General features: G+C 28.0%; 25 protein-coding genes and 2 pseudogenes. 3 read left to right on the top strand and 24 right to left on the bottom strand.

Annotated features, from left to right (window positions below; translation table 11 throughout):
* Position 1: 1 nt before the first annotated feature.
* The 6 genes and pseudogenes from CSPB_RS09075 to CSPB_RS04055 all read right to left on the bottom strand — a co-directional run.
* Positions 2-514 (bottom strand): annotated as a pseudogene (locus CSPB_RS09075) (methyl-accepting chemotaxis protein); the annotation flags it as partial.
* 345 nt (positions 515-859) lie between these two features.
* Positions 860-1,123 (bottom strand): annotated as a pseudogene (locus tag CSPB_RS09070) (HAMP domain-containing protein); the annotation flags it as partial.
* A 657-nt stretch (positions 1,124-1,780) separates the two neighbouring features.
* Positions 1,781-2,275: an S-ribosylhomocysteine lyase gene (gene luxS / locus CSPB_RS04070; RefSeq protein ID WP_089182479.1), complete on the bottom strand. Its 495-nt coding sequence runs from the start codon at positions 2,273-2,275 to the stop codon at positions 1,781-1,783.
* Positions 2,276-2,287: 12 nt separating this feature from the next.
* Complete coding sequence (gene upp / locus CSPB_RS04065; protein ID WP_089182480.1) at positions 2,288-2,914, bottom strand: uracil phosphoribosyltransferase; 627 nt, start codon at positions 2,912-2,914, stop codon at positions 2,288-2,290.
* Positions 2,915-2,992: 78 nt separating this feature from the next.
* The gene (locus CSPB_RS04060) at positions 2,993-3,553 is read right to left on the bottom strand and encodes a c-type cytochrome (RefSeq protein ID WP_089193251.1); all 561 of its coding nucleotides are present in this window, start codon (positions 3,551-3,553) and stop codon (positions 2,993-2,995) included.
* Positions 3,554-3,603: 50 nt separating this feature from the next.
* Positions 3,604-4,869, bottom strand: a complete 1,266-nt coding sequence (locus CSPB_RS04055) for an aminotransferase class V-fold PLP-dependent enzyme (RefSeq protein WP_089193250.1) — start codon at positions 4,867-4,869, stop codon at positions 3,604-3,606.
* A 68-nt stretch (positions 4,870-4,937) separates the two neighbouring features.
* Here CSPB_RS04055 and CSPB_RS04050 point away from each other — a divergent pair, with 68 nt between their 5' ends.
* Complete coding sequence (locus CSPB_RS04050) at positions 4,938-5,807, top strand: DUF234 domain-containing protein (protein ID WP_089193249.1); 870 nt, start codon at positions 4,938-4,940, stop codon at positions 5,805-5,807.
* Positions 5,804-6,790 (top strand): sensor histidine kinase, encoded by a 987-nt coding sequence (locus tag CSPB_RS04045; protein ID WP_089193248.1) that lies wholly within the window; start codon positions 5,804-5,806, stop codon positions 6,788-6,790. The genes CSPB_RS04050 and CSPB_RS04045 overlap by 4 nt, the downstream gene beginning before the upstream one ends.
* A 1-nt stretch (position 6,791) precedes the next feature.
* Here CSPB_RS04045 and CSPB_RS08600 read toward each other — a convergent pair whose 3' ends face one another.
* Entirely contained in the window at positions 6,792-6,941 is a 150-nt protein-coding gene (locus tag CSPB_RS08600) for a hypothetical protein (protein ID WP_161492186.1), read from the bottom strand.
* 13 nt (positions 6,942-6,954) lie between these two features.
* Between CSPB_RS08600 and CSPB_RS04040 the strand changes: the two genes are divergently transcribed.
* The gene (locus CSPB_RS04040; RefSeq protein WP_404813373.1) at positions 6,955-7,134 is read left to right on the top strand and encodes an ATP-binding protein; all 180 of its coding nucleotides are present in this window, start codon (positions 6,955-6,957) and stop codon (positions 7,132-7,134) included.
* A gap of 1 nt (position 7,135) precedes the next feature.
* On the opposite strand, the gene sppA is transcribed toward CSPB_RS04040, so the two are convergent.
* The 17 genes from sppA to CSPB_RS03955 form a co-directional block, all read right to left on the bottom strand.
* A complete protein-coding gene (sppA, locus tag CSPB_RS04035; RefSeq protein WP_089193246.1) occupies positions 7,136-8,002 on the bottom strand; it encodes a signal peptide peptidase SppA in 867 nt (288 codons plus the stop codon).
* The gene (gene mqnF, locus CSPB_RS04030; RefSeq protein WP_089193245.1) at positions 7,990-9,207 is read right to left on the bottom strand and encodes an aminofutalosine deaminase family hydrolase; all 1,218 of its coding nucleotides are present in this window, start codon (positions 9,205-9,207) and stop codon (positions 7,990-7,992) included. Before mqnF ends, sppA begins: the two co-directional genes overlap by 13 nt.
* Complete coding sequence (gene pglD, locus CSPB_RS04025; protein WP_089193244.1) at positions 9,204-9,797, bottom strand: UDP-N-acetylbacillosamine N-acetyltransferase; 594 nt, start codon at positions 9,795-9,797, stop codon at positions 9,204-9,206. The genes mqnF and pglD overlap by 4 nt, the downstream gene beginning before the upstream one ends.
* On the bottom strand, positions 9,784-10,389 hold the full coding sequence (gene pglC, locus CSPB_RS04020; protein ID WP_089193243.1) for an undecaprenyl phosphate N,N'-diacetylbacillosamine 1-phosphate transferase: 606 nt from the start codon (positions 10,387-10,389) through the stop codon (positions 9,784-9,786). Before pglC ends, pglD begins: the two co-directional genes overlap by 14 nt.
* Positions 10,382-11,500, bottom strand: coding sequence for a N,N'-diacetylbacillosaminyl-diphospho-undecaprenol alpha-1,3-N-acetylgalactosaminyltransferase (gene pglA, locus CSPB_RS04015; RefSeq protein WP_089193242.1), 1,119 nt, complete (start codon positions 11,498-11,500; stop codon positions 10,382-10,384). The genes pglC and pglA overlap by 8 nt, the downstream gene beginning before the upstream one ends.
* Positions 11,501-11,533: 33 nt before the next feature.
* Complete coding sequence (locus CSPB_RS04010) at positions 11,534-13,666, bottom strand: STT3 domain-containing protein (protein WP_089193241.1); 2,133 nt, start codon at positions 13,664-13,666, stop codon at positions 11,534-11,536.
* An 87-nt stretch (positions 13,667-13,753) separates the two neighbouring features.
* Positions 13,754-14,881 (bottom strand): N-acetylgalactosamine-N,N'-diacetylbacillosaminyl-diphospho-undecaprenol 4-alpha-N-acetylgalactosaminyltransferase, encoded by a 1,128-nt coding sequence (gene pglJ / locus CSPB_RS04005; RefSeq protein WP_089193240.1) that lies wholly within the window; start codon positions 14,879-14,881, stop codon positions 13,754-13,756.
* Positions 14,878-15,921 (bottom strand): glycosyltransferase, encoded by a 1,044-nt coding sequence (locus CSPB_RS04000; RefSeq protein ID WP_089193239.1) that lies wholly within the window; start codon positions 15,919-15,921, stop codon positions 14,878-14,880. Before CSPB_RS04000 ends, pglJ begins: the two co-directional genes overlap by 4 nt.
* Positions 15,918-16,898 (bottom strand): glycosyltransferase family 2 protein, encoded by a 981-nt coding sequence (locus tag CSPB_RS03995; protein ID WP_089193238.1) that lies wholly within the window; start codon positions 16,896-16,898, stop codon positions 15,918-15,920. The genes CSPB_RS04000 and CSPB_RS03995 overlap by 4 nt, the downstream gene beginning before the upstream one ends.
* The gene (locus CSPB_RS03990) at positions 16,874-17,923 is read right to left on the bottom strand and encodes a glycosyltransferase (protein WP_089193237.1); all 1,050 of its coding nucleotides are present in this window, start codon (positions 17,921-17,923) and stop codon (positions 16,874-16,876) included. Before CSPB_RS03990 ends, CSPB_RS03995 begins: the two co-directional genes overlap by 25 nt.
* Complete coding sequence (locus CSPB_RS03985) at positions 17,923-18,663, bottom strand: glycosyltransferase family 25 protein (protein ID WP_089193236.1); 741 nt, start codon at positions 18,661-18,663, stop codon at positions 17,923-17,925. Before CSPB_RS03985 ends, CSPB_RS03990 begins: the two co-directional genes overlap by 1 nt.
* Positions 18,660-20,183, bottom strand: a complete 1,524-nt coding sequence (locus CSPB_RS03980; protein ID WP_089193235.1) for an MATE family efflux transporter — start codon at positions 20,181-20,183, stop codon at positions 18,660-18,662. The genes CSPB_RS03985 and CSPB_RS03980 overlap by 4 nt, the downstream gene beginning before the upstream one ends.
* 1 nt (position 20,184) lies before the next feature.
* Positions 20,185-20,598: an ecotin family protein gene (locus CSPB_RS03975; RefSeq protein ID WP_089193234.1), complete on the bottom strand. Its 414-nt coding sequence runs from the start codon at positions 20,596-20,598 to the stop codon at positions 20,185-20,187.
* Positions 20,595-21,581, bottom strand: coding sequence for a UDP-glucose 4-epimerase GalE (gene galE, locus CSPB_RS03970; protein WP_089193233.1), 987 nt, complete (start codon positions 21,579-21,581; stop codon positions 20,595-20,597). The genes CSPB_RS03975 and galE overlap by 4 nt, the downstream gene beginning before the upstream one ends.
* A gap of 9 nt (positions 21,582-21,590) precedes the next feature.
* Positions 21,591-22,406 carry a DNA ligase gene (locus tag CSPB_RS03965; protein WP_089193232.1) on the bottom strand — a complete coding sequence of 272 codons (816 nt, stop codon included), beginning with the start codon at positions 22,404-22,406 and terminating at the stop codon, positions 21,591-21,593.
* Positions 22,399-23,202, bottom strand: coding sequence for a 3'-5' exonuclease (locus tag CSPB_RS03960; RefSeq protein WP_089193231.1), 804 nt, complete (start codon positions 23,200-23,202; stop codon positions 22,399-22,401). Before CSPB_RS03960 ends, CSPB_RS03965 begins: the two co-directional genes overlap by 8 nt.
* Before the next feature lie 6 nt (positions 23,203-23,208).
* A complete protein-coding gene (locus CSPB_RS03955) occupies positions 23,209-24,453 on the bottom strand; it encodes a nucleotide sugar dehydrogenase (protein WP_089193230.1) in 1,245 nt (414 codons plus the stop codon).
* Between the last annotated feature and the right edge of the window lie 39 nt (positions 24,454-24,492).

Raw genomic sequence — 24,492 nt, 5'->3', positions numbered from 1 at the left:
GCTAAACGCTAAATTTATTTAAATCATCTTCTAAATTTTTAGTTACTAAGTTTAGTTTGTTTGCTATATCAACTAGTTGTTTTGAAATGGCTTGATTTTTGTCGCTTATTTCAACCGAATTTTTAGCTTCTTGCAAAAATTCTTTTATAAAAGATGATATTTCTATAATCTTTGATTCTATTTCTTTTGCTACCTCTATAGCGTTTTGGGTAGTTTGTTCAGATATTTTAGCTTTAGATGATAGCTCATTTGCATTTTCATTTAATTTATTCATTCCATCTACATTTTCTTGTAGTGACGAATAAAGCGAATTGATATTTTTTATGATACTTTGTGTATTTGTGTTTATATTTACTATGGATTCTTGCGTTTTTTCGGCTAATTTTCTAACTTCATCAGCAACAACTGCAAACCCTCTACCTTCGCTTCCAGCACGAGCGGCTTCTATGGCAGCATTAAGTGCTAATAACTCAGTTTGTTCTGCAATATCGCTTATTATATCTATTATATTTTTCATATCATTTGTTTGAGAAACTATAACTTGCAAGCTATTTGATATATCTTGTTCTTTTGAGCTTGCTAGGCTTATGTGATTATTTACTACCAAGAGTAAATTTAACATATTTGATAACTCATTTAATGAATCTTTATTTAGCTTATCAGCTTTTTGTGCAAGCTTTGATGAAGTAACTAGAGTTTCATCTATATTTTTAGCTATATCATATGATGCTTTGCTCTGCTCTCTTCCTTTATTTGAGCTAACAAGTAGAGTATTTGAACTCTCATTTAATAATAGTGTTTGATCTTCTACATCTTTTGCACTAGTTTTAGCAGTAGAAATGATTTTTTGAATGCTTGATATAAAAGAGTTTATATTTTGGCAACTCTGCCCTATTTCATCACTACTTTTTATGCTTATTCTAGCGCTTAAATCGCCATTTCCACTTGATAAATTTTTTGCCTTACTAAGAAGTTCTAGTATCGGTTTTATAACAACTTTTTTTAAAACAAAAATCAAAATGGCTATTGTGATAACAAAAGCTATTAATATTATTAATATAAATTTATATGAGTTTTTTGCTATATCATCATCTATTTTATCATAAGAATATGACAAATCCATAACTCCTAAAACATCTCCTTTTTTAGAAGATGTATGACACATAAGACACTCATCTTTTGCCAAAAATGGTCTTACAAGCCTTAAATGAGAGCTTCCATTATCATCTTTGGATTGTAAATTTAGATTATTTGGTTTTATAAACTGATTTTTTATTATTTCATCATTTAATACAATTTCTTTTAATCCAAAAGTTTCTATAACTGCTTTTGATGGGTATATGTTTAAATTTTCAACACCTTTTATACTACTAGCTTCATTTACAGTTTTTTCTATAATGGCTGGATCTCCAGTATTCATAGATGTTTTTACTGTTTGATATATGGACATACTTAACATATTTAAGTTATCCTCACTAGCATTTCTAGTAAAATTATAAAACTCTCTTTGTATCATAATAAAAAGAATAAAAAAGCTTACAAAAAGAACAATAACCATACTAATGATAATTTTTTTATTAATTGTGTTTAACTTAAACAAATTTTTACCTTATATTAATTTTTTATAAACCATTATCTTATCAAAAGTATTCTTAATTTTAAATTGTAGTGTAATAAAAACAGAACTTATTTAAATGAAATGTAGTTTATTTTGGGTATTTTAATTACAATATAAATAAATATTGTAATTAAAATAATTCATTTATAAATTAAACTAAATTTAAATGATATTTAGTTTAATTTCTTCGTTATTTATAATGCAAATTTTTGCATCTAAAATATTTTTTGCGATATTTTTTGCCTCACTAAGAGAGTGCATTTCGTAGCTACCGCATTGGTATTTGTTTAGCTCGGGTATATCATTTTGTGTTTTTACATCTAAAACATCTTTCATACTTTTACTCCAAGCATTTATAACTTCTTCTTCACAAGGTATGCCTATAAGACTCATATAAAAGCCAGTTCTACATCCCATAGGCGAAATATCTATAATTTCAACACTATTTGAATTTAAATGCTCTCTCATAAAACCTGCAAAAAGATGCTCTAATGTATGCATTCCTTTTGGTGGCAAAATATCTACATTTGGTTTGCAAAATCTAAGATCAAAAACACTTATATCATCACCTTTTGGCGTTTTCATTGTTTTAGCAAGCCTAACTCCTGGTGCATTCATTTTCGTGTGATCAACTTTAAAACTATCTAAAAGTGGCATTTTTTATCCTTTTTATAATGTATTAAATATCCTATCTCCAGCATCGCCAAGTCCAGGAACTATATAACCTTTTTCGTTTAATTTTTCATCAATAGCTGCCAAATAAACATCAACATCTGGATAAATTTTGCTAAATTTCTCAATTCCTTGCGGTGCTGCTATTAAAGATATAAATTTAATGTCTTTAACGCCTTGCTCTTTTAAGTGCTTAACTGCACTTATAGCAGTAGAACCTGTTGCAAACATAGGATCTATTATGATGACTATATTTTTTTCAACATCTTTTGGCAATTTTGAGTAGTAAAATTCAGCTTGTAATGTTTTTTCATTTCTTTGAAATCCTAAAAAACCAACACTAGCATCTGGAATAAGCCTAAATACACCATCTAGCATACCAAGTGCAGCTCTTAAAATAGGACAAATAGTTACTTTTGTTTTTAGTTTTTTTGATTTTGTTTCGCAAATTGGAGTTTTTATAGTTGTGTCTTTTAGTTCAAAATCACTACAAGCTTCAAACAACATCAAATAAGTTATCTCATCAACCAATAAGCGAAACTGAAAAGGATCTGTGTTTTTATCTCTTAAAAAACTTAGTTTATGTTCAATTAATGGATGTGATATAAGTTTAATATTTTTCATTTTATACCTTAAAATTTAATAAATTTTAAGGTATTATATCAAAATTTAAATTCGCTTTGACTGAAAAATATTCAAAGTTTATTTTAAATAACTTCCTTGTGGAGTAGGCGTTGTTTGTATATCTTTATTTTCGTTTTTTGCACCACTTTTTTGCAAAGCATTTGGACCTTTTAGATAAGCGATTATAGAACCAAGTTCTGGATTTGAAGTTTTAAATGCAATTGGTCTCATAAGATCTCTATAATTTCCGCCATGATCGCTATCTACTTGATAGGCTCTAAAAGAAGATTCTATCTCTTCTGCACTTATTTGGCTTAATTTCTTAGATGTTCCCATAGCTCTTTTTGTGCCTTTTTCTCCATGACAGCTAAAACAGTTTGCTTTATATAGCTCTTCTCCCCTATTAACATCGTATGCATAGTTTGTATTTACACCAAAACTAATCCCGCCACCAGTAGATGCCGGTGCTTGTGAGCGTTCATAAGTGTTTATGCTTACATTTTGATCTTTAGCATATTTTTGTATCAAATTTTGAAGCTCTTTTCCAAATTCACCTTTAGCTTCTATAACATAAGTTTCTGCAGCAAAAACAATATTTGATAAAAGCAGTAAAGACGCAATATGTAAAATTTTTTTCATACAGTAAATCCTTTTTTAAATTTAAAAAGTAAGATTATATCAAAAAAAGGCTAATAATTAGAAATATCATTTAAAGCACCAAGTAAATAATCCAGATCATCTTTATTATGCGTGTAATGTAATCCTATCCTAACAAAGCCGGGACGCTCTTTAAAATATCCATCATCTTGTAAATTTAATAAATCATGACCATATGGACCAGCACAAGCACACCCTGCTCTTGCTTGGATGCCAAATTTATTGCTTAAAATTTCTGTTATATCATAAGGAGATTTATCTTTAAAATTAAAAGAATAAATAGGCAATCGTGATTGGTTTTTTGGATAATATGTAATGATATTTTTTATACTTTCAAATTTTGGCTCAAAATAACTTTTTAGCTCTAACTCTTTATTTTTTATATTTTCAAATCCCAATTGATTTCTTATCTTATAAGCAAGATGAGCCCTTATAAGCTGGATTATTCCAGGTGTTCCGCCCTGCTCTAGTTGCTCTTTATCATGAGTAAAACTTTGCGAAATTCTACTTACATATGAAACAGTGCCACCTCCTGCAAAAGTTGGGAGATTGCTTTTGCAAAGTTCTTTTTTTATTATAAGCAAACCAGAACTTCCAATACCACCTATTAATTTATGAGGAGATAAAAACATAGCATCATAAAAATTACAATCTAAATTTCCATATGGGCTATAAGTAGAACTATCAAGAGCTAAAATACCATTATATTTTTTAATAAGCTTATATATTTCTTTATAGTTACTAAAAATTCCAGTAACATTTGAAGCGACATTAAAACTTGCAATTATCTCTCTATTTTGATTTTTTTTAAGTACATCTTCAAGCATATTCATATCGACATTTTTATTATTATCAAATTTTATTCTAACACACTCACAAAGAGCCAATCTTGCACTCACTTCATTTGAATGATGTTCATAAGGACCGATTATAAAAAGAGGTATATTTTTTATGTCGCTATTTTTTATGTTTAGTCTATTTCTTAACATTGGTGGAATATAAATTCCAAGCAGTTCTTGAAATTTTTTCATAGCCGCACTTGAGCCGTATCCACAAGGCATAAGGTAAAATTCATCATTTAACTCAAGTAGTTTTTTAATCTCTCTTCTAGCTTTTTCATAATACTGTGTTGTTGTTCTTGCACAACTTGAACATTCAGAATGCGTGTTTGCATATGTTAAAAGTATCGATGAAATTTGCTTTTCTACACTCTTGCAAGCAAGTCCAGATGCTGTAAAATCAAAATAATAAATTCCATCTTTTAATATAATATCTTTTCTTAAATCTTCAAAAGTCAATATCTTTTCCAATCTTTTTAAAAATTGGAAAATTATAACAAAAATATGTTAAAATACACGAAAGGAGTATGAAAATTTATACTTTAAAATCCACTTATCAAACGCATAAACATTTAGATATACATTCTTTGATAGAATTTCATTTTGTATTTGATGCATATGAAATAACTCCAAAGTATTATGATATATTTGAGGCTATTAGATATGAAATTTTATATAAAGTTGATGAACTAAAAAAAAGATTTTATTTTGATAACAAACATCAAAAACTTATATCAAAAGCACTTTATAAGTTATCTAAAAATGATAGAAAACAAAACTATGTTTTTAAGCTTTTTCCAAGAGGATTAGCACATATTATCTATACAAATATACTTTTTAGCGATCTTATTTACATAGAAAAAAGTAGTGAAAAACCTATCATAAAAGATAAAAAAGAAAAGATAAAAAAAGAACTAAGAAGATACACCATAGAAGATAAACTACATTTTAAGAACAATTTTACAAGATTTTGGTTTAGATTTATAGAGCCAAATTTAAAGTTAATCGAGCTTGGCAAATATGATTTGATGATGGAAATTATAATGCAAGATTTTGATAATTATGCAAGCTTACCATTTGAACTTCTTGCTAAAGAAATCATAGCAAATAGGCTTAAAATCCCACCATTTGAGATAGTAAGTTACTGGGATAAAGATATCGAGATAGATATATTTATAAAATCCAAAATAGGCTATATAGTTGGTGAAGTAAAATATAAAAATAAAAAAATTTGTAAAAATATTGTAAATATACTACTAAAAAAATGCGATAAAATAAACATAAAGCCAGCAAAAATAGTTTTGATTTCAAAAAATGGTTTTAGTAATGAGCTTTTAAAAGAAAAAAATGAAAATATTACACTTTTTAGTATAGAAAATTTTAAGGAATTGCTATGAATAACAACAAAGATATAAAAAATAGTTTAGAAAATCTCATAGAGCAGACTTATTTGATAGAAAAAGAGTATAAAGCATTAAATGAATCATATATTAGTTTGCAAAGTTTTATAAAAAGCATAGTAGAAGCACTTCCAACTGCTCTTTGGGTTATAAATAAAGATGGAAGTGTATTTTTGCAAAATAGCGAAGCTGAGAGTTTAGGATCTTTGCTTGAACTTATAAATTTAAAAGAACCAAGACAAGAAATAAATTTAAAAGCGTCATATTTTCAAGTTATTATAAAACAAAAAGATGACAAAACTATAATCTCTGCAAATGATATAACAAATGAAAAAAGAAGTGAAAGATTAGCATCTATGGGGCAAGTTTCGGCTCATCTTGCTCACGAGATAAGAAATCCTATAGGTTCAATTGCCCTACTTTCATCAACTCTTTTAAAAAGAATTGATGATAAAAATAAACCGATATTAGAAGAGATGCAAAAGGCTATTTGGAGAGTTGAGCGTATCATAAAAGCAACACTACTTTTCACAAAAGGAGTTGTACCAAACAAATATAAATTTGATCTCATTTCTTTAAAAAACGAGTGCGAAGATGTTGTTAAATTATACACATATTCAAAAAATATATCGTTTGAGTTTAAATTTGAAAGTTGCCCTTATGTTGGTGATAAAGACCTGCTTTCTATGGTATTTCAAAATTTAATTTTTAATGCAATTGATGCTATAGAAAGCGATGATAGTGATAATGGAAAAGTTGAGATAAATTTTTATAAAACTAATGCCACTTATGAGTTTGAAGTGCAAGATAGTGGAGTTGATATAGAAGATGATAATATACTTTTTGAGCCATTTAAAACAACAAAATTAAAAGGAAATGGGCTAGGATTAAGCCTTTGCAAACAGATAATAAAAGCTCACGATGGAGAGATTTGCATAAAAAACTCTCCAAAAAGATTTTGTGTTAGTTTAAAAATTTAATTCACATAATGCGTGGAGCTAAAATATCCATCATCAATTTTGTGCTTTGTTTTGAAAGTGAGTCTATAAATTTATCATAATTTGATTTTTCTTTCCAAGATGGATTACTAACTCCACTCATTTTTGCAAGTTCATTCCTTGCTTCTGCCACTTATGAGTTTGAAGTGCAAGATAGCGGAGTTGATATAGAAGATGATAATATACTTTTTGAGCCATTTAAAACAACAAAATTAAAAGGAAATGGGCTAGGATTAAGCCTTTGCAAACAGATAATAAAGGCTCATGATGGAGAGATTTGCATAAAAAACTCTCCAAAAAGATTTTGTGTTAGTTTAAAAATTTAATTCACATAATGCGTGGAGTTAAGATATCCATCATCAATTTTGTGCTTTGTTTTGAAAGTGAGTCTATAAATTTATCATAATTTGATTTTTCTTTCCAAGATGGGTTACTAACTCCACTCATTTTTGCAAGTTCATTCCTTGCTTCATAATAGTTTGAAATTTTATCTATAAGTCCAAGTTTTAGTGCGTCAGCTCCTAAAAAAACTCTAGCGTTAGCCCACTCATCTTTTTTATTTATATCTAGTTTTCTAGCATTTGCAACTTCATTAACAAAAAAATTATAGCTTTTATCTACTAGTTCTTGAAGTGCTACTTTTTCTTTTTGATTCCACTCACGCATAATTGTGCCACTTTGCTTGTATTCTCCTGCACTTATCGTCTGGTCGCTAATGCCAACTTTTTTTGCTAATTCACTTATATTAAATCCTTGCATAATAACACCAATTGAGCCTATAAAACTACCTGGATTTGCATAAATTTTACTAGCCCAAATACTACTTAGATAGCTTCCACTTGCCATAGTTCCTGTTGCATAAACCAAAACGGGTTTTGTTTGGTTTAATGATTTTATGGCTAGCGATATCTCTACGCTTGGACTTAATGCACCTCCTGGACTATCGACTACAAACAAAACGCCTTTTATATTTTCATCATCTTGTGCGTCTTTAATCTCTTTTAATATATCAAAACTTGATATTATCGCACCTTGCAATGATATCTCTTTTAAGTTTGCGTTTGTTGTATCTTTATTTTCTCCACTATAAAATACTATATAGACAACTAACAAAAAAACAAATGTTTTGAAATATTTGTTTATAAATTCAAAAATCCATCTAATAGGTGCAAAAATAGCCTTTAAAAACTGCATTCATCTCCTCCTACGAAAAGTTTTTTTACCTCTTTTGTCTGTAATATAAGCTGAAGTAAAAGTTCGCTATCTTCACACTCTAAATTTTCATAAACAGCAATATCAGCTAATCTTCCAACACTTAGTAAGCCGCTGTTTAAATTTAGTGCATTTGCTGCGTTTATTGTTGAACTTATCCATAAAATTTCAGCCAATTTATGTAAATCAAAATCATCATGTATCAGTAAATTTGCTCTTAGTTCATCAAAAAAATTTAAACTTATATTTGAACTAAGTCCGTCTGTGCCGATATTTGGTTTAATTTCACTTAAAATTAATTTTTTTAAATTTAGTGTTTTTTTGCTAAGAAGTCTATTTGAAAAGGCACAATGCGTTATAGAGTGCATTTTTTTATCAAATTTAGAAAAATCATCCACATAAACGCAATGCGTAAAAAGTGTTTTTATATCCTTAAAATATTTTAAAAAACTATCTATATTATACATAGGCTCTGGATTTTTGTTGAAATTTAAAAGCCATTTTTTAAATCCACCGCTGCCTTTTGTTAGCCAATTTTTTTCATGATTGCTTTCTAAGAAATGCACAGACATTAAAAGAGAGTTTTTTTTAGCAAATTCGCACGCTTTTTTTGTAAGTTTTGGATGTGTTGAATATGGCGAATGAACTGAAATAGCCGGTATAAATTTATCATTTTTATATTTTAAACTAGCATTAAATCTATTTATAAATTTATCCCAATTTTCGCTACAAATTTTATCATTCGCACCCAAAATTTCATTAAAAAATACAATTCTAGCTTGTGAGTTTGCACAAATTTCCAAATCTATGCCAAAACTTGAAATTTCGCCTATAGTGCAAACGCCACTTTTCATTATAGATTTTATAGTTTTTTCTATAAGTTTATTATTTGCTTCTTTGCTTAAATTATCTCGTGATTTTACAATACTTTCAACCCATTTTAAAAAATCACCATAAACAAAGGAGGTTTTATTTGAGCTAAATTCTAAATGAGTGTGAGTATTTATAAAGCATGGTGCTATTATGTCGTTTGAGCAATCTATGATGATTGCGTTTTTATATTTGTTTTTAAGTTTTTCAAAATCATCAATTTGTATTATAGTTTTATCAAAAGCTATGGCTTTATTTTGTAAAACCTTAAAACCATTTTCAAAATTTAGTATTTTTTTTGCTTTTATTATCTTCATATTTTTTCTTTTATAATTTTAGCTGGAATCCCAACAGCCACTACATTATGAGCCATATCTCGCACAACAACACTTCCAGCTCCTATTGTTGTATTATCGCCTATATTAATTTTTTGTATGACACTAGCGCCTATTGCAATATGAGTAAGTTTGCCAACTTTTACCCCGCCTGCTAGACTTGCATTTGGGCTAAGGTGAGCAAAATCTCCTATAATGCAATCATGTTCAACCACACAGCTTGTATTTAAAATAACTCCGTTCCCAATGATAGCATCTGCATTTATTACTACATTTGGCATTACTACAATTCCTGTTTTTAACCTAACACTAGGCGAAATTATGGCACTTGGATGTATTAAATTTACTACATTAAAACCACTTTTTTGCACTTTTTCTTGTAATATTTGACGAGTTTTGTTATCGCCTATAGCAATTATGATATCAAATTTTTCTAAGTTTGTATTAAATTTATTATCACTTGCATCATCTAAAAAAATGATATTTTCATATCCGCAAGATCTTGCTATGTCTGCAACAACTTTGCCATGTCCACTTGAGCCATATATATAAATATTTTTAGTTATACCCATTAAATTTTTCCGTTGTAGCCATACCATCTTTACTTATACCATCTTTAATTATAACTTTTTTTATGGTTAAAAGTGCTATTTTTATATCTAAAAAAAAGTTTAAATTTTTAGCATAATAAACATCATATTCAAATTTTTTAGCCCAAGAAATGGCGTTTCTACCATTAACTTGTGCAAGTCCTGTGATACCTGGGCGGACATTGTGTCTAAGTTTTTGTTCATCATTGTAGATATTTAGATATTCTATCAAAAGCGGTCTAGGACCAATGAAACTCATATCTCCTTTTAATACATTAAAAAGTTGTGGTAATTCATCTAGGCTTAAAGAGCGAATTTTTTTACCACAATTATTTAAACGCATATCATCTGGCAAAAGCTCTCCGTTTGAGTCTTTTTCATCGCTCATTGTTTTAAATTTATAAATTTGAAAAATTTTTTCATTTAAACCTGGGCGAGATTGTGTAAAAATGGCATTTTTACTTATATTTTTTTTGATAATTATATATGTTATTAACATGATTGGCGATGTCAAAATTATAAGAAAAACTGAGCCAACAATATCAAAAAATCTTTTAAAAAATATCCTATACATCTAAGAACTTCCTATAATACTCTATATATTGTTTGGTTATAATTTTTTGATCGTATTTCTCAAGCACTAAATTTCTGCCATTTTGCCCCATTTGTTTTGCTAAATTTTCATTATCTAGTAAAGTTTCTATATTTTTTGCTAAATCTTTACTATCTTTAACATTACAAATTAGCCCATTATATTCATCTTTTATAGCTTCATTGCAACCACTAACATTACTTACAACACAAGGTAAACTCATACTCATGGCTTCTAAAACTGTTCTTGGAAAACCCTCTTTATAACTTGGTAAAACATAGATATAAGTGCCTTTTAATAGCTCTTTTACTTTATCGCTCCATTTTATCCATAAAACATTTTGGCTATTTAAAAAAGATTTATTGGCACTGCTTTTATTTCCCTCATATCCATCTCCAACAAAGACAAACTTGGTATCTCTCCTATCTTTTAAAATCTTTGCGGCTTCATAAAATTCTCTTATACCTTTGTGCCAAAGTGCCCTACCCATCATTAAAACTATTTTTTTATCGGTTTTAAAATCATACTTAGTTACTAAATTTGGATTAAATTCATTAGCATCTACACCAACGCTTTTTATTTTTTTTACTTTATCTTCTTGTATTATATTGTGTTTTATCATATAATCAGGATCGCTATCGTTTACAAAAATAGTTCCATTGCTTAATGCAAATGATTTTTTATACAACCTTTCTATGGTAAATCTTACCATTTTTGACTTAATATCATTATCTATATAAAAGCTTCCAAGACCTTCTACTAAATTTAAAACAACTTTTATATCAGCTTTTTTTGCTGCAATTGTGCCAAAAACATTGCTTTTATGTGCTGCAGTTTGAAGCATATCTAAATTTAGAGTTGATAAAATAGAGGCTAAATTTTGTGTATCTTTTTTAACTTTTAATGGATTTAAGCTAGCTTTGTCTATCTCATAAATAATAGTTTTAAATTCTTCTTGTATAGGCTTTGTATAAGCTCCGTATGGCTCGATGGCAAAAACTTCGTGCCCAAGATTTTTTAATTCACGCATAATTGGAGCTCTAAAATAATAAATACTCATATCAGAATGGGATAAAAAGCCGATTTTAGCCATACTTAACAACCTTTAAATTTAAAAGTAATTTTATCATTTTTTGAGTTTATAAATTTTAGTTGATCCATTTAAAATCGCTGGTTCAAATAAATTTTTATCATAATTTTCTAATACAAAAAGTTGAATATATGCACTATCATATAAAGTTTTATCTAAAACTAAAATTCTCAAATAATCTTTCATAAAAATCACATAAAAATTGCTATTTGAGTCTATGTTAAAATAATTTACATTTAATTTTTCATTTTGATCATAACTTGTTTCTACATATGTATTTACACTATAAGAGTTTCCATTTATTGATAATTTAGTGCCATCACTACTTAATATAACATTATTATTTAACATTATTTGATTATCATTTGTAGCTGAAAATCTCTCACTAACTATAAAAAACGGCTGAGCAAATTCTTGCCCTGTTGTCAAATCAAGTCTAGAAAAAGCTAGCACTGTCGGATATATGTATATCATTCTATCTGGTAAATAGTAATAAATATCTCTTGTTTGCTTTGGCAGAGTTAAATTTGCATCTTTTAATGATAATAAAAACCCATTAACATTTGTAGCATTATAATCTTTTATCATCTGTTTTAAATTTAATCCAAATTTTTCCTCATAATTTCTTTCTGTATATTCAACTTCTAATCTTGCCATATTTGCAGAGCTATTTTGATCGCTTCCAAGTGCAAAACTAACGGCGAAATTATCACTTCCTAGATGTTTTCCTCCATCTATGAGAGTTTTTACATCAGAATAATATCTTATTGGATAACCATAATCCCACCAAGAAAGCACATAATCTTCTCTTTTTGCAATATTTTTTAAATCATCCAAACTTTCAACTTCGCTATGTGTAAAAACAGGAAATACCTTATAATCATAAATATGTTTTAAAGATGGATATAATGCACTAAATGTTACAACAAATAAAAATGCATAACCTAAAAAACGATCTTTTATATCTATCTTTGTAAAACAATACATAACAAAATAGCCAAAACCAAGAGCCATTACTGGAACTGAGTATATTGTAAATCTTAAACCACTTTTAAATGACATAAGACCTAAAAATAGAATCGGTAAAGTTAGTAGTAAAATTTTATTGTTTTTGATAAATAAAATATATCCTACAATAGATACCAAAAATACTATCAAATGCCCGCTAATCCTAGTTGCAACTGTATTAAAATCTATCGCAGAACTTTCTCTTATTGTTTGATTTACATTGAAAAATTTAAAAACAGTATCACCGCTATCTGCAATGTCTCTAAATATGTAAAATTTAATGTTAAAAAGTATAGGATTTAATCCGCCAAACCATATAAAGCATATTGCTGAAGATATAATTAATGCAAATATTACTTTTTTATCAAAAAATCTTTGATAAAAATAGATTAAAGCATACAAAATAATTATTATAAGAAATTTGATTTGTATAGGAAAGCTTGTAATTGCCAAAATCATAAAAACCATAGCTTCATAGTTTAGTTTTTCATATCTTTCAAAAACAATGGTATATAAAACAAACATCCCAATCATTGCGAGTAATAGTGAGTAAGAAGATGGATACCACCATCCATATATCGCCATAAAAACTGGAATAAATATTAAATTTACTCTCTCTTTTCTTTGAACAAGTCTTGTTATGCTCCAAAAAACCATCATAGGAAGAGTAATATTTAGCATATCTGTATCATAATATCCACTCATTGTTCTATTATAATAACTATTTGCAACAACAGCTAGAAGTGCAGCTATAAATCCAGCTTTTGAAGCGTTTAGTTCTTTACCTATAAGTATCAAAGGCACAGCTAATAGTGGAGATAAAAATGTACTCATATACAAAAGTATAGTTTCTAATGAAAATGGCAAAATGCTATATAGCCACATGCTAAGTGTAGAAAGAGATGAGCCATAGTAAGAAAGATCGTTGGGTTGATGAAAACCAGCTATCATATCTCTTGTGCCCTCAGCAAATGCATATCCATCATTTGTACTTATCATAAGTTCATTATTCCATATAAAATGAGGATAAGCGCTAGCCCAAACTACCCAGTAAAATCTGCAAAATATCCCAAAACAAACAGCTAAAACAATCATTAAAATAGTATGTTTAGAAAGTCTAGGTAATTTATTTAGAAATTTAGCGAAATTAAAATTTGACATACAAAACCTTGTTTTTACAAAAATTTATTCCAAAGAAAACTACAATTTTATCTTATTTTATATAATAGATATATAAATAACATTTATTTAAGCCATATTTTTATGAGTTTCTTCTATTTTTTTAATTAATTCATTTGTGATTTTAGCTTTATCAAAAAACATAGCCCTTGTTTTTGCTTTTTGCTCATAAGCTTTAACAAAACTCTCTTCATCTATTGCTTTTTGCATAGCATTTTGCGTAGAAAGTTCATCGTTAACAGGAACTAACACGCCCCACTCATCATCACCCAAAAGCTCTCTTGCGCCACTTTTATGATCGCTTGATATGATGAATTTTCCGCACGCAAGTGCTTCTATTAAAGCATTTGAAAATCCCTCAAAAAGACTGACAAATACAAAAGCATAACATTTAGACATATATTTATAAGGATTTTTTTCAAATCCCATTAAATGCACCCTATTTTCTAAATTTAACTCTCTTATAAGGTTTTGAAGTTCGTTTTTTAATACGCCCTCGCCTAATATGACCAAATCAAATTTATCATTTTTAAGTTTAGAAAAAGCTCTTATTAAAAGAGAATGATTTTTACCACTATCAAGCCTACCAACGCTTAAAAAAAATGGTTTATTGAGATTTTTATCTATTTCTTCGTTTGAAAGTTTGGCTATAGTTTGCATATCAATAGCATTATATAAAACCCACATTTTGTCTTTTTTTATACCAAAATTTTGCTCTAAATCAATCAAATTTCCAAGCGAGTTTGGCATTATTAAATCAGCTTTTGGATACAAAAATTTAAGCAAAGTTTTACTTATAAATGATTTTAAATTTTTTTCTTTATAAAGCACTGATGGAGTTGAGCATTCGTTAAATATCATAGTCCCCTTTAATCCAAAAATTCTAGCAAAACCAGCAGCGTAACAAGGGCGATTCATCCATACAAAATGTATATCAATTCCAAGTTTATTACAAAGTTTTTTATATTTTAAGCCCAAAAATGGAAGTTTTAATAATTTTTTTATGCCATTTTCAAATGGTGCGGATTTTTCTATAAAATGTATATTTACTTTATTTGGAATATCATAATACACTCTATCATTCATAAGAATTAGGTGCACTTCATATGCTTTTATAAGCTCACTTAGTAAATTACTTACAACTCTCTCAGCCCCGCCACCAGCCATAGAATAGATAAAAACAGCTATTTTTTTCATTTTTTCTCCGCCAAATTTCGTATAAGGTTTTCCCATTTTTTTGTTATATTATCAGTTTCAAAATTTTCTAAAGTAGCTTTTGTATTTTTAATTATTAATTTGCCTAAATCTTCTTTTAGTATAGACATTTCAAGTTTTTTAGCAAGTTCATCGCTATTTCCTATATCAAATAAAAATCCAGTTTTACCATCTTCTATAAGCTCAATTCCTCCAGCTGTTTTGCTAGAAATCCTAATACATCCATAAAATGCACTTTCTATTAACACATTTGGAAGACCTTCGCTATATGAAGCAAGTACAAAAATTTTAGCTTTTTTATAAATTTCTTTTATGTCTGTTCTATGACCTAAAAATTCAATATTTAAGTCTAATTTTTTAGCGTTTTTTTCTAAAAAATCTCTTAAAGAGCCATCTCCTGCTATTAAAATACGGTAATCTTTGAGTAAGCTTTGATCTATTTTTGAAAGAGCGTCAAAAAACACATCGTATCCTTTGACTTTTTCAAGTCTTGCTACGCTTAAAATTATATTTTCTTTTTGTGATATTTGCGATAAATCTCCAAAAAATGGATTATACATTATGACGCAATTTTTTACAAATTTTGAGTAGTAATTTAAATCACTTTTTGTAAGCAGCGTTAATGCATCAACTTGCCTATAAGCTAAATTTCTTATAAAAGTAAAAATTTTGCTTTGCAAAAATTCATGAGAGTTATGCTCTGTTGCTATGAGTTTATAATTTAGTCCAAAATTTGCTATAGCGCAAGCTACATTTGTCCAGTCTATAAAGCTTATTATGACATCTGGATTTTCATTTTTAAAACATTTTCTTAATTTTATATATTTGCTAAATTTACTGCCATTTTCATAAACATTTAAATTTATAAATTTTATATTTTTATCAAATTCATATAAATTTTCATTGTTTTCAAGTATTACTATGCTTACTTGATTATTTTTTGAAAAATAATTCGCGATAACTTCAAGCACACGCTCTGCTCCGCCATTTCTAAGAGCTGCTATGACAAATAAAATTTTCATTTTAAGCCTTTGTAAATTTTAAAAACTGCCTTTAATAAAAGCGGATGAATGGCTAAAAGTATAATCAAAATCTTTTTTTTAAAATATTTTGTCTTTACCATAAAAACACTATTTAGTCTTTTTTTGATAAGATTAGAAAATTCATAAATTTTAGGATAAAACTCGCTTGATTTACTTCTTAAAATACCAACACTTGTATCAAACATAGACGAACAAAGTGCGTAATTAGCTTCGTTTGCAAGTTCTTTATAATTTTGCTTAATCAAATTTGTAAATCTTTGCACGCTATCAACAGCTATTAAGTTTTTTTGACTAAATGAATGCACGGTTGAGTCTTCTCTAATGCGGTAAAAGTAGTATTTTGTATCGCTATAAGCTATGTTTTGAGCTTTGTGTATAACATCAAAAGATATGAAAATATCTTCATAAATTCTACCTTCAGGAAAACGCAAATCATCAAAAATCTCTCTTTTGTATAAAAAAATGCATGGCGAAAAAGAAAGATGGGCTGTGCAAATTGCCTTTAAAAGCTCTTTTGAACTTAAAACCTTTTGAGAGCTATTTATTTGTGAAATATCGATATTTGGATGATTTTGACTAAATGCTTGAAAGCTTATCATGCTCATTTTTGTTTGAAATTTAATTGCCATATCATAAAGTTTTTGTATGAAATTTTCTCCCAACACATCATCGCTATCAACAAAACTTATAAAATCCCCTTTTGCCTTATCAAGACCTAAATTTCTAGCACTACTTTGACCGCCATTTTGCTTGTGAAAAACTTTTATGCGACTATCATTTTTTGCATACTCATCGCAAATTTCACCACTTTTATCGCTTGATCCGTCATCAATAAGTAAAATTTCTAAATTTTTATAAGCTTGATTTACAATAGAATTCAAACACTCTTTTAGATAATCTTCAACATTATAAACAGGAACTATAATACTGATTAAATTTTTATCAAATTTATCCATTTTTTTCCTATATTTTCTACTAAAAAACTCTCTCTTCTAAGATTTGCATTTTGTACAAATTTATCTCTTAAATCTTTATCTTTCATCAAATTTTCTAATCTATTTGCTATCATTTTTTCATCATCAACTTCGCATAAATAACCATCAAAATCATCCTTTATAAGCTCACTTGGCCCAGCAATGCAATCAGTAGAAATTCTTGCACAATCAAAAAATATACTTTCCATAAGTATATTGCAAAATCCTTCAGCTCTGCTAGTTACAACAACTATTTTTGATTTCTCATAGTAAGTTTGTATATCTTTTACAAATCCTAAAAATTTAACTTTTAAATTTAACTCTTTTGCTAAATTTTCTAATTCATCTCTTAAAATTCCATCTCCTGCGACGATAATTTTCCAGTTTTTAAGCAAATTTTTATCAATCAAACTAAGCGATTTTAAAAAAACATCAAACCCTTTAAAAATTTCTAATCTACCAGCGGCTAAAATGATATTTTCTTTTTTTAAATCTCCTTTTTGAAACTCAAACATAGGATTTTGTATAATCTCAACATTTTTTACAAATTTTTTATAATAAATCAAATCATAACTTGTTAAAACAGACAATGCCTTTGCCTTTGGATATGTTAGTCGCTTTAAAATTTTCCAATTTTTTGATTTTAAAAAGCCATGATTTGTGTGTTCGCTTATAAAAATTCTTTGATCTTTGTTCGCTAAAAGTGTTAAAATATTCATATAATCCAAAAAACTAATCACAGCATCAAATTTATTTTCTTTTAAAAATTTCCTTAAAACGATGAATTTCTCAAATCTTTTTGTTAAATTTTTAAAAAAACCTAAATTCTCAACACTCAAATTCGCACTCACAACCTTAACATCTGGCAAAATATTGTAAAATGGAGACATGGAGTCAAATTTAAAAATGGTAATATCAAATTCTTTACTCAAATGATTTGCTAAAACGCTTAAAACTCTCTCAGCCCCGCCTTTTGAAAGCGTAGAGATTACAAAACAAATTTTCACTATTTTTCCTTTGTGATTTTTTTATAATCACTAAATAGCGATATAATGCGGGTTTTAAGTATGTATTTTAAAATTTCATATCGCTTAGCAAGGCTTATTTTGATTTTAGCAAAATCTCTCTCGCTTTGTATATTGCTACTGCTTAAATCTTTTGGATGTGAAAAAATATCGCAAAAACAAAGCTTAATATCTACTAAAAGTCTAGCCCAATCATCAGCAACATACAAATAATGATTTTGTAAATCTAAAATTTTTTTAGCAGCTATTTTATCTAAAGCATAGCAGCAAGCTCTTGTAAAACACGCTTTAGATAGGTCATTTACTAAAAAAAGTTCATCTTTTATATTTTTTACAAATGCACTATAGCTATCTTGACCACCGCAAAGCATAAGCGAATTTTTAGGTAAGATCTCCAAAAAACTCTCCACTTTTTCTATCATTTCGTCATTGCCAATAATATCATCTTCAAAAATAAGTGCGATATCATTGTCGCTTTTTAAAAAAGTCTCATAAACTAGCTTATGGCTTAAAGCGCACCCTACTTCAGCTGGACTTAAAATTTTACCTACTTTATAAAATGTCGGTGCTATATTTTTATAATAACTTAAAGCATCAAATTCACGCCCATCTATGGCATCTATAAGTTTAAATTTATCATAAAATTTAGGAAATTCACTCTTTAAAAAATCTCTTCTTTTTTCATCTTTTTTTAAAGATATGAGATAAATTTCATATTTCAATTCTTTATCCTTTTAAATTTCATAAAAATTTTATTTAAAATAATGGATTTTTCACTTTTGTTAAATAATATTATAAAGTTTAAAGTATATCCAAATAATAAAAATATAGTAGTAAATTTGATAAAATCTAGCCAAGAATTTATGGAAATAAATTTTTTAAAGAAATAAAAAATAATCAAAAAAATAGTAAAAATAACTATATTTATAAAAATAGGTTTATAAAAAGTAAAAATGTTTAAGCTTAAATTCAAACTCGCATTTATAATATCAAAAATCAAAATTCTCAAACTATAAAGCACAGCAGCTACGATAACAATACCAAAAAGCCCAAATTCGGTGTATTTCAAAATCAAAATTTGAGATAAAATCGTGCTAATTCCTAGCACTAAATTTGCCATAGCTGGTCTTTTAAGTTTATTTGTAACATTATCAATGTTAAACAAAACAAAAACATAAGAGATAAAAATGATAGGAACAAGCGAAATCATGCAAAGTTGATATATCTCTAAAATTTCACTTTTTTCTTTAAAATTTAGCCATAAAGTAAAAAAATCTATCCCCAAAATAGCAAAAATAACACAAGGTGTAGTTATGATAAAAGCTACAACTTTTATGTAGAATTTAGTCTCGCTTATAAGGGCGGTGATATTTTTTTTAGAATAAATCTCAACAAGTTTTGGAAAAAAAGTAGAACAAATAGTAGCAACAAAAGACTCAATTATAAGTGGCCCAGTTTTTGATACCGACAAAATCCCCATAGCCACAGGTGATATAAAAAGATTGCAAATAAGCAGATCAAGTCCTGTTAAAAGCACTCTATTTAGAGCATTAAAACTATTCCATATGCCTGAATTTAGAAGTTTTTTTACCATTTTAAAACTAAAATTTGAAATATTAAATTTAATATCAGGGGCAATTTTTTTTGAAATTGTAACAGTGCTAAAAAATACAAAAAAACTAGAAATCAAAGCACAAATAGCAACATAATATAACTTTGGTAAAAAAAAGTAAAAAAATAGGATAATACCAAGACCAAATATAATGCTAGAAATTGCATTTCTAATAGATATGATGTAAATTTTATTTTTTACAAAAGCAGTGATTGTAAAGATTGTATTAAAAAGCCCCAAGCAAAAATTTAAAAAATATACTAAAAACATAAGCTTTACATCATTAGCTAAATTTTGTGATATATTTAGGAAAAATTCCAAATTTAAAGTAAAAATAACAGATAAAATAGCAACTAAAATAGTAAAAAATATATTTACAATAACAACAGTTGAAAAGTAGTAATTAGCTCTAGTAATATTTAATTTATGATATTCTAATGCTACAAAACGCCCAGCTACCGAGTTTATAGCGACACTTAAAATATAACCATAACTTACTATACTATTTGCTAAATTTAAAAAACCAAAAGCTTCATTTCCTAGGCTTTTTAAAATAAATGGTGTTAAAAAAAAATTTATGCCCATTTGGACGATAAAAACTATAATACTACTGATTAAATTTATGCCCATTTTATTTTACAAGTCTGTAAATTTCAAATTTCATACTGAAATCTTTTGGAATATAAAAGATCTGTTCTAAATTTGAATTATAAGGTATGATTAAATTTGGATCAAATTCTACGAATTTAGCAGTTTTTTTAGTATCTCCACAATCCATTAAAGTCGAAGCTGTCTTGTCGCTTCCACTTAATTCGTAGTAATTATAACCATCAAGTGTTTTTTTGTTTAAATTTAAATCAGTGAAAAAATGATGATTGCAATCAATATTTAAATTTTTACCAAATTTAACTTTAATTAGATATTCATTTTCGCTATCTAGTTTTTTTAATTTTAATATCTCTTTTTTTTGCCCATCCTTAGGATTTGGAAAAATATCGCCAAACAAGATCGTTAAAAATAGAGAAAAAATCAGTAAAATTTTCATTTTTCTTCCCAAGCAAGAGCTGAAGATATGATAAGTTTTAATTCATCTTTCTTTGGTTTCCAGTTGGTTAATTTTCTTAGCTTGTCACTATTTGCTATAAGCATAGCAGGATCGCCATCTCTTCTTGGGGCAATTTCAGCTTTAAAATCAACACCACTTACTTTTTTTGCCGTATTTACTACTTCTTTTACACTAAATCCTCTGCCATATCCTACATTAAAAATAGAACTTCCATTTTTACTAACATAATCCAAAACACTTAAATGCGCATCAGCTAAATCTTCTATATGTATATAATCCCTTATACAAGTTCCATCTTTTGTGTCATAATCATCACCAAAAATAGACATTTTTTCTCTTTTTCCAAGTATAGTTTGAGTAGCAACTTTTATAAGGTGTGTTGCATTTGGATAGTTTTGTCCGAGCATTCCATCGCTACTTGCACCAGCAACATTAAAATATCTCATAATGCCGTATTTGAAATTTGGATTTGCAAGTGCTGTATCTTTTAAAATCCACTCACTCATCAATTTGCTTCTACCATAAGGATTTATAGGATTTTGCTCTGTTTCTTCTGTAACTTCGCCATTTTTTGGTTCTCCATAAACAGCAGCAGTTGAGCTAAATAAAAATATATTTACACCATATTTTAGGCATAAATTTGCTAAATTTATAACATTACTAGTATTGTTTTCATAGTATTTAAGCGGCAATTGCGTACTTTCAAAAACTTCTATAAATGCCGCAAAATCGATAATAGCATCAAATTTTGACTTAGCAAAAAGCTCATCAAGATCATCTAAATCTTCTAAGCTCATTTTTATAAACTCAAATTCTCTTATTGTTTTTAGCGAGTTTATGGCTTTCATTGAACCTTTGCAAAGATTATCTATGATACAAATTTCGTGTTTTGTTTGCTCTAAAAGTGCTTTTGTTACATGGGAGCCTATATATCCAGCTCCGCCGGTTATTAAAATTTTCATTTTTTCTCCTTAAATTTCGTTTCTAAATCGTAAAAATACTGGAAATCTTGGTTTTTTATTTTTAGTTAAATTTTGATATTTATAAGTTATGATTTGATTTATTTGTGGTGGATTTTTACGCAACTCATCGCTAAAACCAGAACCTATTTTAAAAATAACGCCAGTTTTTATGTCTTTACAATCAAGAGAACCCATTATATTTTTATACTTTCCATTTCCTTTATTTATTTTTAAAACTTTGCATTCACTATCTTTAAATTTTTTAAGTTTTAAAATTTTGTTTGAGCGGGTATTTTCGTATATCAAATTTGACTCTCTTGCTACAACCCCCTCTCCACCACCTTTCATCACATCATCTAAAAATTTAAAAACTTCATCGTTATTTTTTGCAACTCTTTGCTCTATTACATTTATGTTTTTGCATTTACTAGCAATTTCTTGCATTTTTTGATATTTTTTATCAAAACTTACATTCATATCTGGTATATCAAAAATGTAAAATTTTAACTCTTTCCAGTCGTTATTAGCTTCACTTTTTGATGTTATGGAAGAGATATTTTCAAAATCCCCTCTTTTTGTATAAAGCTCACCATCAAGTGCAAAATTTGGAAAACAAGCCGTGAAATTTGAAGGATAGGTAAATTTATAACCATTTCTTGATTTTAACTCTTTACCGTCCCAAACACCCCTAACTCCATCTAATTTTTCGCTTATATACCAGTTTGTTAAATTTTCATCATCGTATTCGCTTAAGAGCATTATTTGTCTGCTTTGTGCATTTATAAAACTTATAAAAAAAATCAATAAAATGCAAACTCTAAGCATCGTTTTCAACTCTTTTTAACTCATCATTTATATACTCTTTAAAAACAGCAGTATAACTCATATCCTGTTTTTCTTTTTGTAAATACTCACTCATTATAGATATGTTGTTTGCATAATCTTGTGTAGTAATATTTCCTCTTAAAAGTTCATATTTTAAAAACAGCCAGTATGTATTTAATGTATCGCTTTCGCAATATTGATAAATTTTATCAAGTTTATCATCATAAAAAAGTTCAGTTACTTGATCCCCGTGAGTATCATATTTGCCTGGCAAATTTAAAGTTTTGCAAAGCATATCTAGGCTTATTCCACTAACTGCCCTAAAATCGCTAATATGATCAAGCAAATCTAGATGAAAAACTCCATCATATCTACTTCTATAATTTTCCCATTTAGTTTTGTTAAATTCTTTATTATTTGTTTCAAAATAAGCTGGAGCTTGAATGTTGTATTTCATGGCTCTAATCATAAGCATAGGAAGATCAAATCCACGCCCATTAAAGCTAACTAAACGGGGATTTTTTTTATTTATAAAATTAATAAAATCATTAATTTTTTCTTTCTCATTATTGCCAGATATGGTATTTACTCTTATAAATTTACCAAAATCATCAGCTAAAACAGCGCTAATTGCAACAACTTTATGAAAATTTACAGGTAAAAACTCACTCCCGGTTTTTTCTTTTTGGGCTAAAAAGGCTAAATTTGAAATTTCTTTATCATCCCCATCATATCCATATACTTTTTTTAAACTATCAGCATCAGGCACAGTTTCACAATCAAAAACACATATCATTTTATTTTAGAGCCTTTCATCCGCTTTTTCTAAAACGCCTTTTATGTCAAAAGTTACGGCATTTAAGCCATTTAAATCAAGATTTTTAAACTCATTATGAGCAACTGCCAATATTATGGCTTCGTATTTTTCTAAATCGAATTTATCTAACAAATTTATATTATATTCTCTTAAAACATCGTTTTTATCAGCCCATGGATCAAATACATCAACAACGCAACCAAAATCCTTTAACTCACTTATAACATCAATTACCCTTGAGTTTCTTATGTCAGTGCAGTTTTCTTTAAAAGTTATGCCAAGAATCAAAACATTTGCATTATTTATCTTTTTGTCATGCTTTATCATTAGTTTTACAACTCGGTTTGCAACATATTTTCCCATATTGTCATTTATGCGTCTTCCAGCTAGAATGATTTCAGGATGATACCCAAGTTCCCTAGCTTTATGTGTTAAATAATATGGATCAACACCAATGCAATGCCCACCAACAAGACCTGGGCTAAATTTTAAGAAATTCCATTTTGTTCCAGCTGCTTTTAAAACTTCTTTAGTATCAATACCTATCTTTTCAAAAATCATAGCAAGTTCATTTACAAATGCTATATTTATATCTCTTTGTGTGTTTTCTATAACTTTTGCTGCTTCTGCGACTTTAATGCTACTTGCTTTAAATGTGCCAACTTCGATTATGCTTGAATAAATTTCATCAACTTTATCTGCAATTTGCGGCGTAGAACCAGATGTGATTTTTTTGATTTTTGTAATAGTGTGTTCTTTGTCTCCAGGATTTATACGCTCTGGTGAATATCCACAAAAAAAGTCTTTGTTAAATTTCAAATTTGAGTATTTTTCTAAAACTGGCACACACTCTTCTTCCGTTGCTCCTGGATAAACCGTGCTTTCATAAACTACGATATCTTCTTTTTTAAGCACGCTTGCTACGCTCTGACTTGCTTTTAAAAGCGGTGTTAAATCTGGGCGATTATTTTTATCAACAGGCGTTGGAACGGCGATTATAAAAAAGTTGCACTCTTTTAAATCATCTAAATTTGAACTAAATTTTATACCATTTTTAAGTGAGTTTTTTAATTCCTCATCATTTATTTCAAGTGTTTTATCAGATCCATTTTGCAGCTCTTTTATCCTATCTTTATTTATATCATATCCTATAGCTTCGAATTTATTTGAAAATGCTACCGCTAATGGAAGTCCAACATATCCTAAGCCTATAATTGCGATTTTTGTCATATTTGCTCCAGATTTTTAAATTGCGTTATTTTATCAATT

This window comes from Campylobacter sputorum, from assembly GCF_002220775.1.
In the GTDB taxonomy this organism is placed as follows: Bacteria; Campylobacterota; Campylobacteria; order Campylobacterales; family Campylobacteraceae; genus Campylobacter_F; species Campylobacter_F bovis.
Note: the sequence above shows the minus strand (reverse complement) of the source record. Positions and strands in the feature narration are given on the sequence as shown.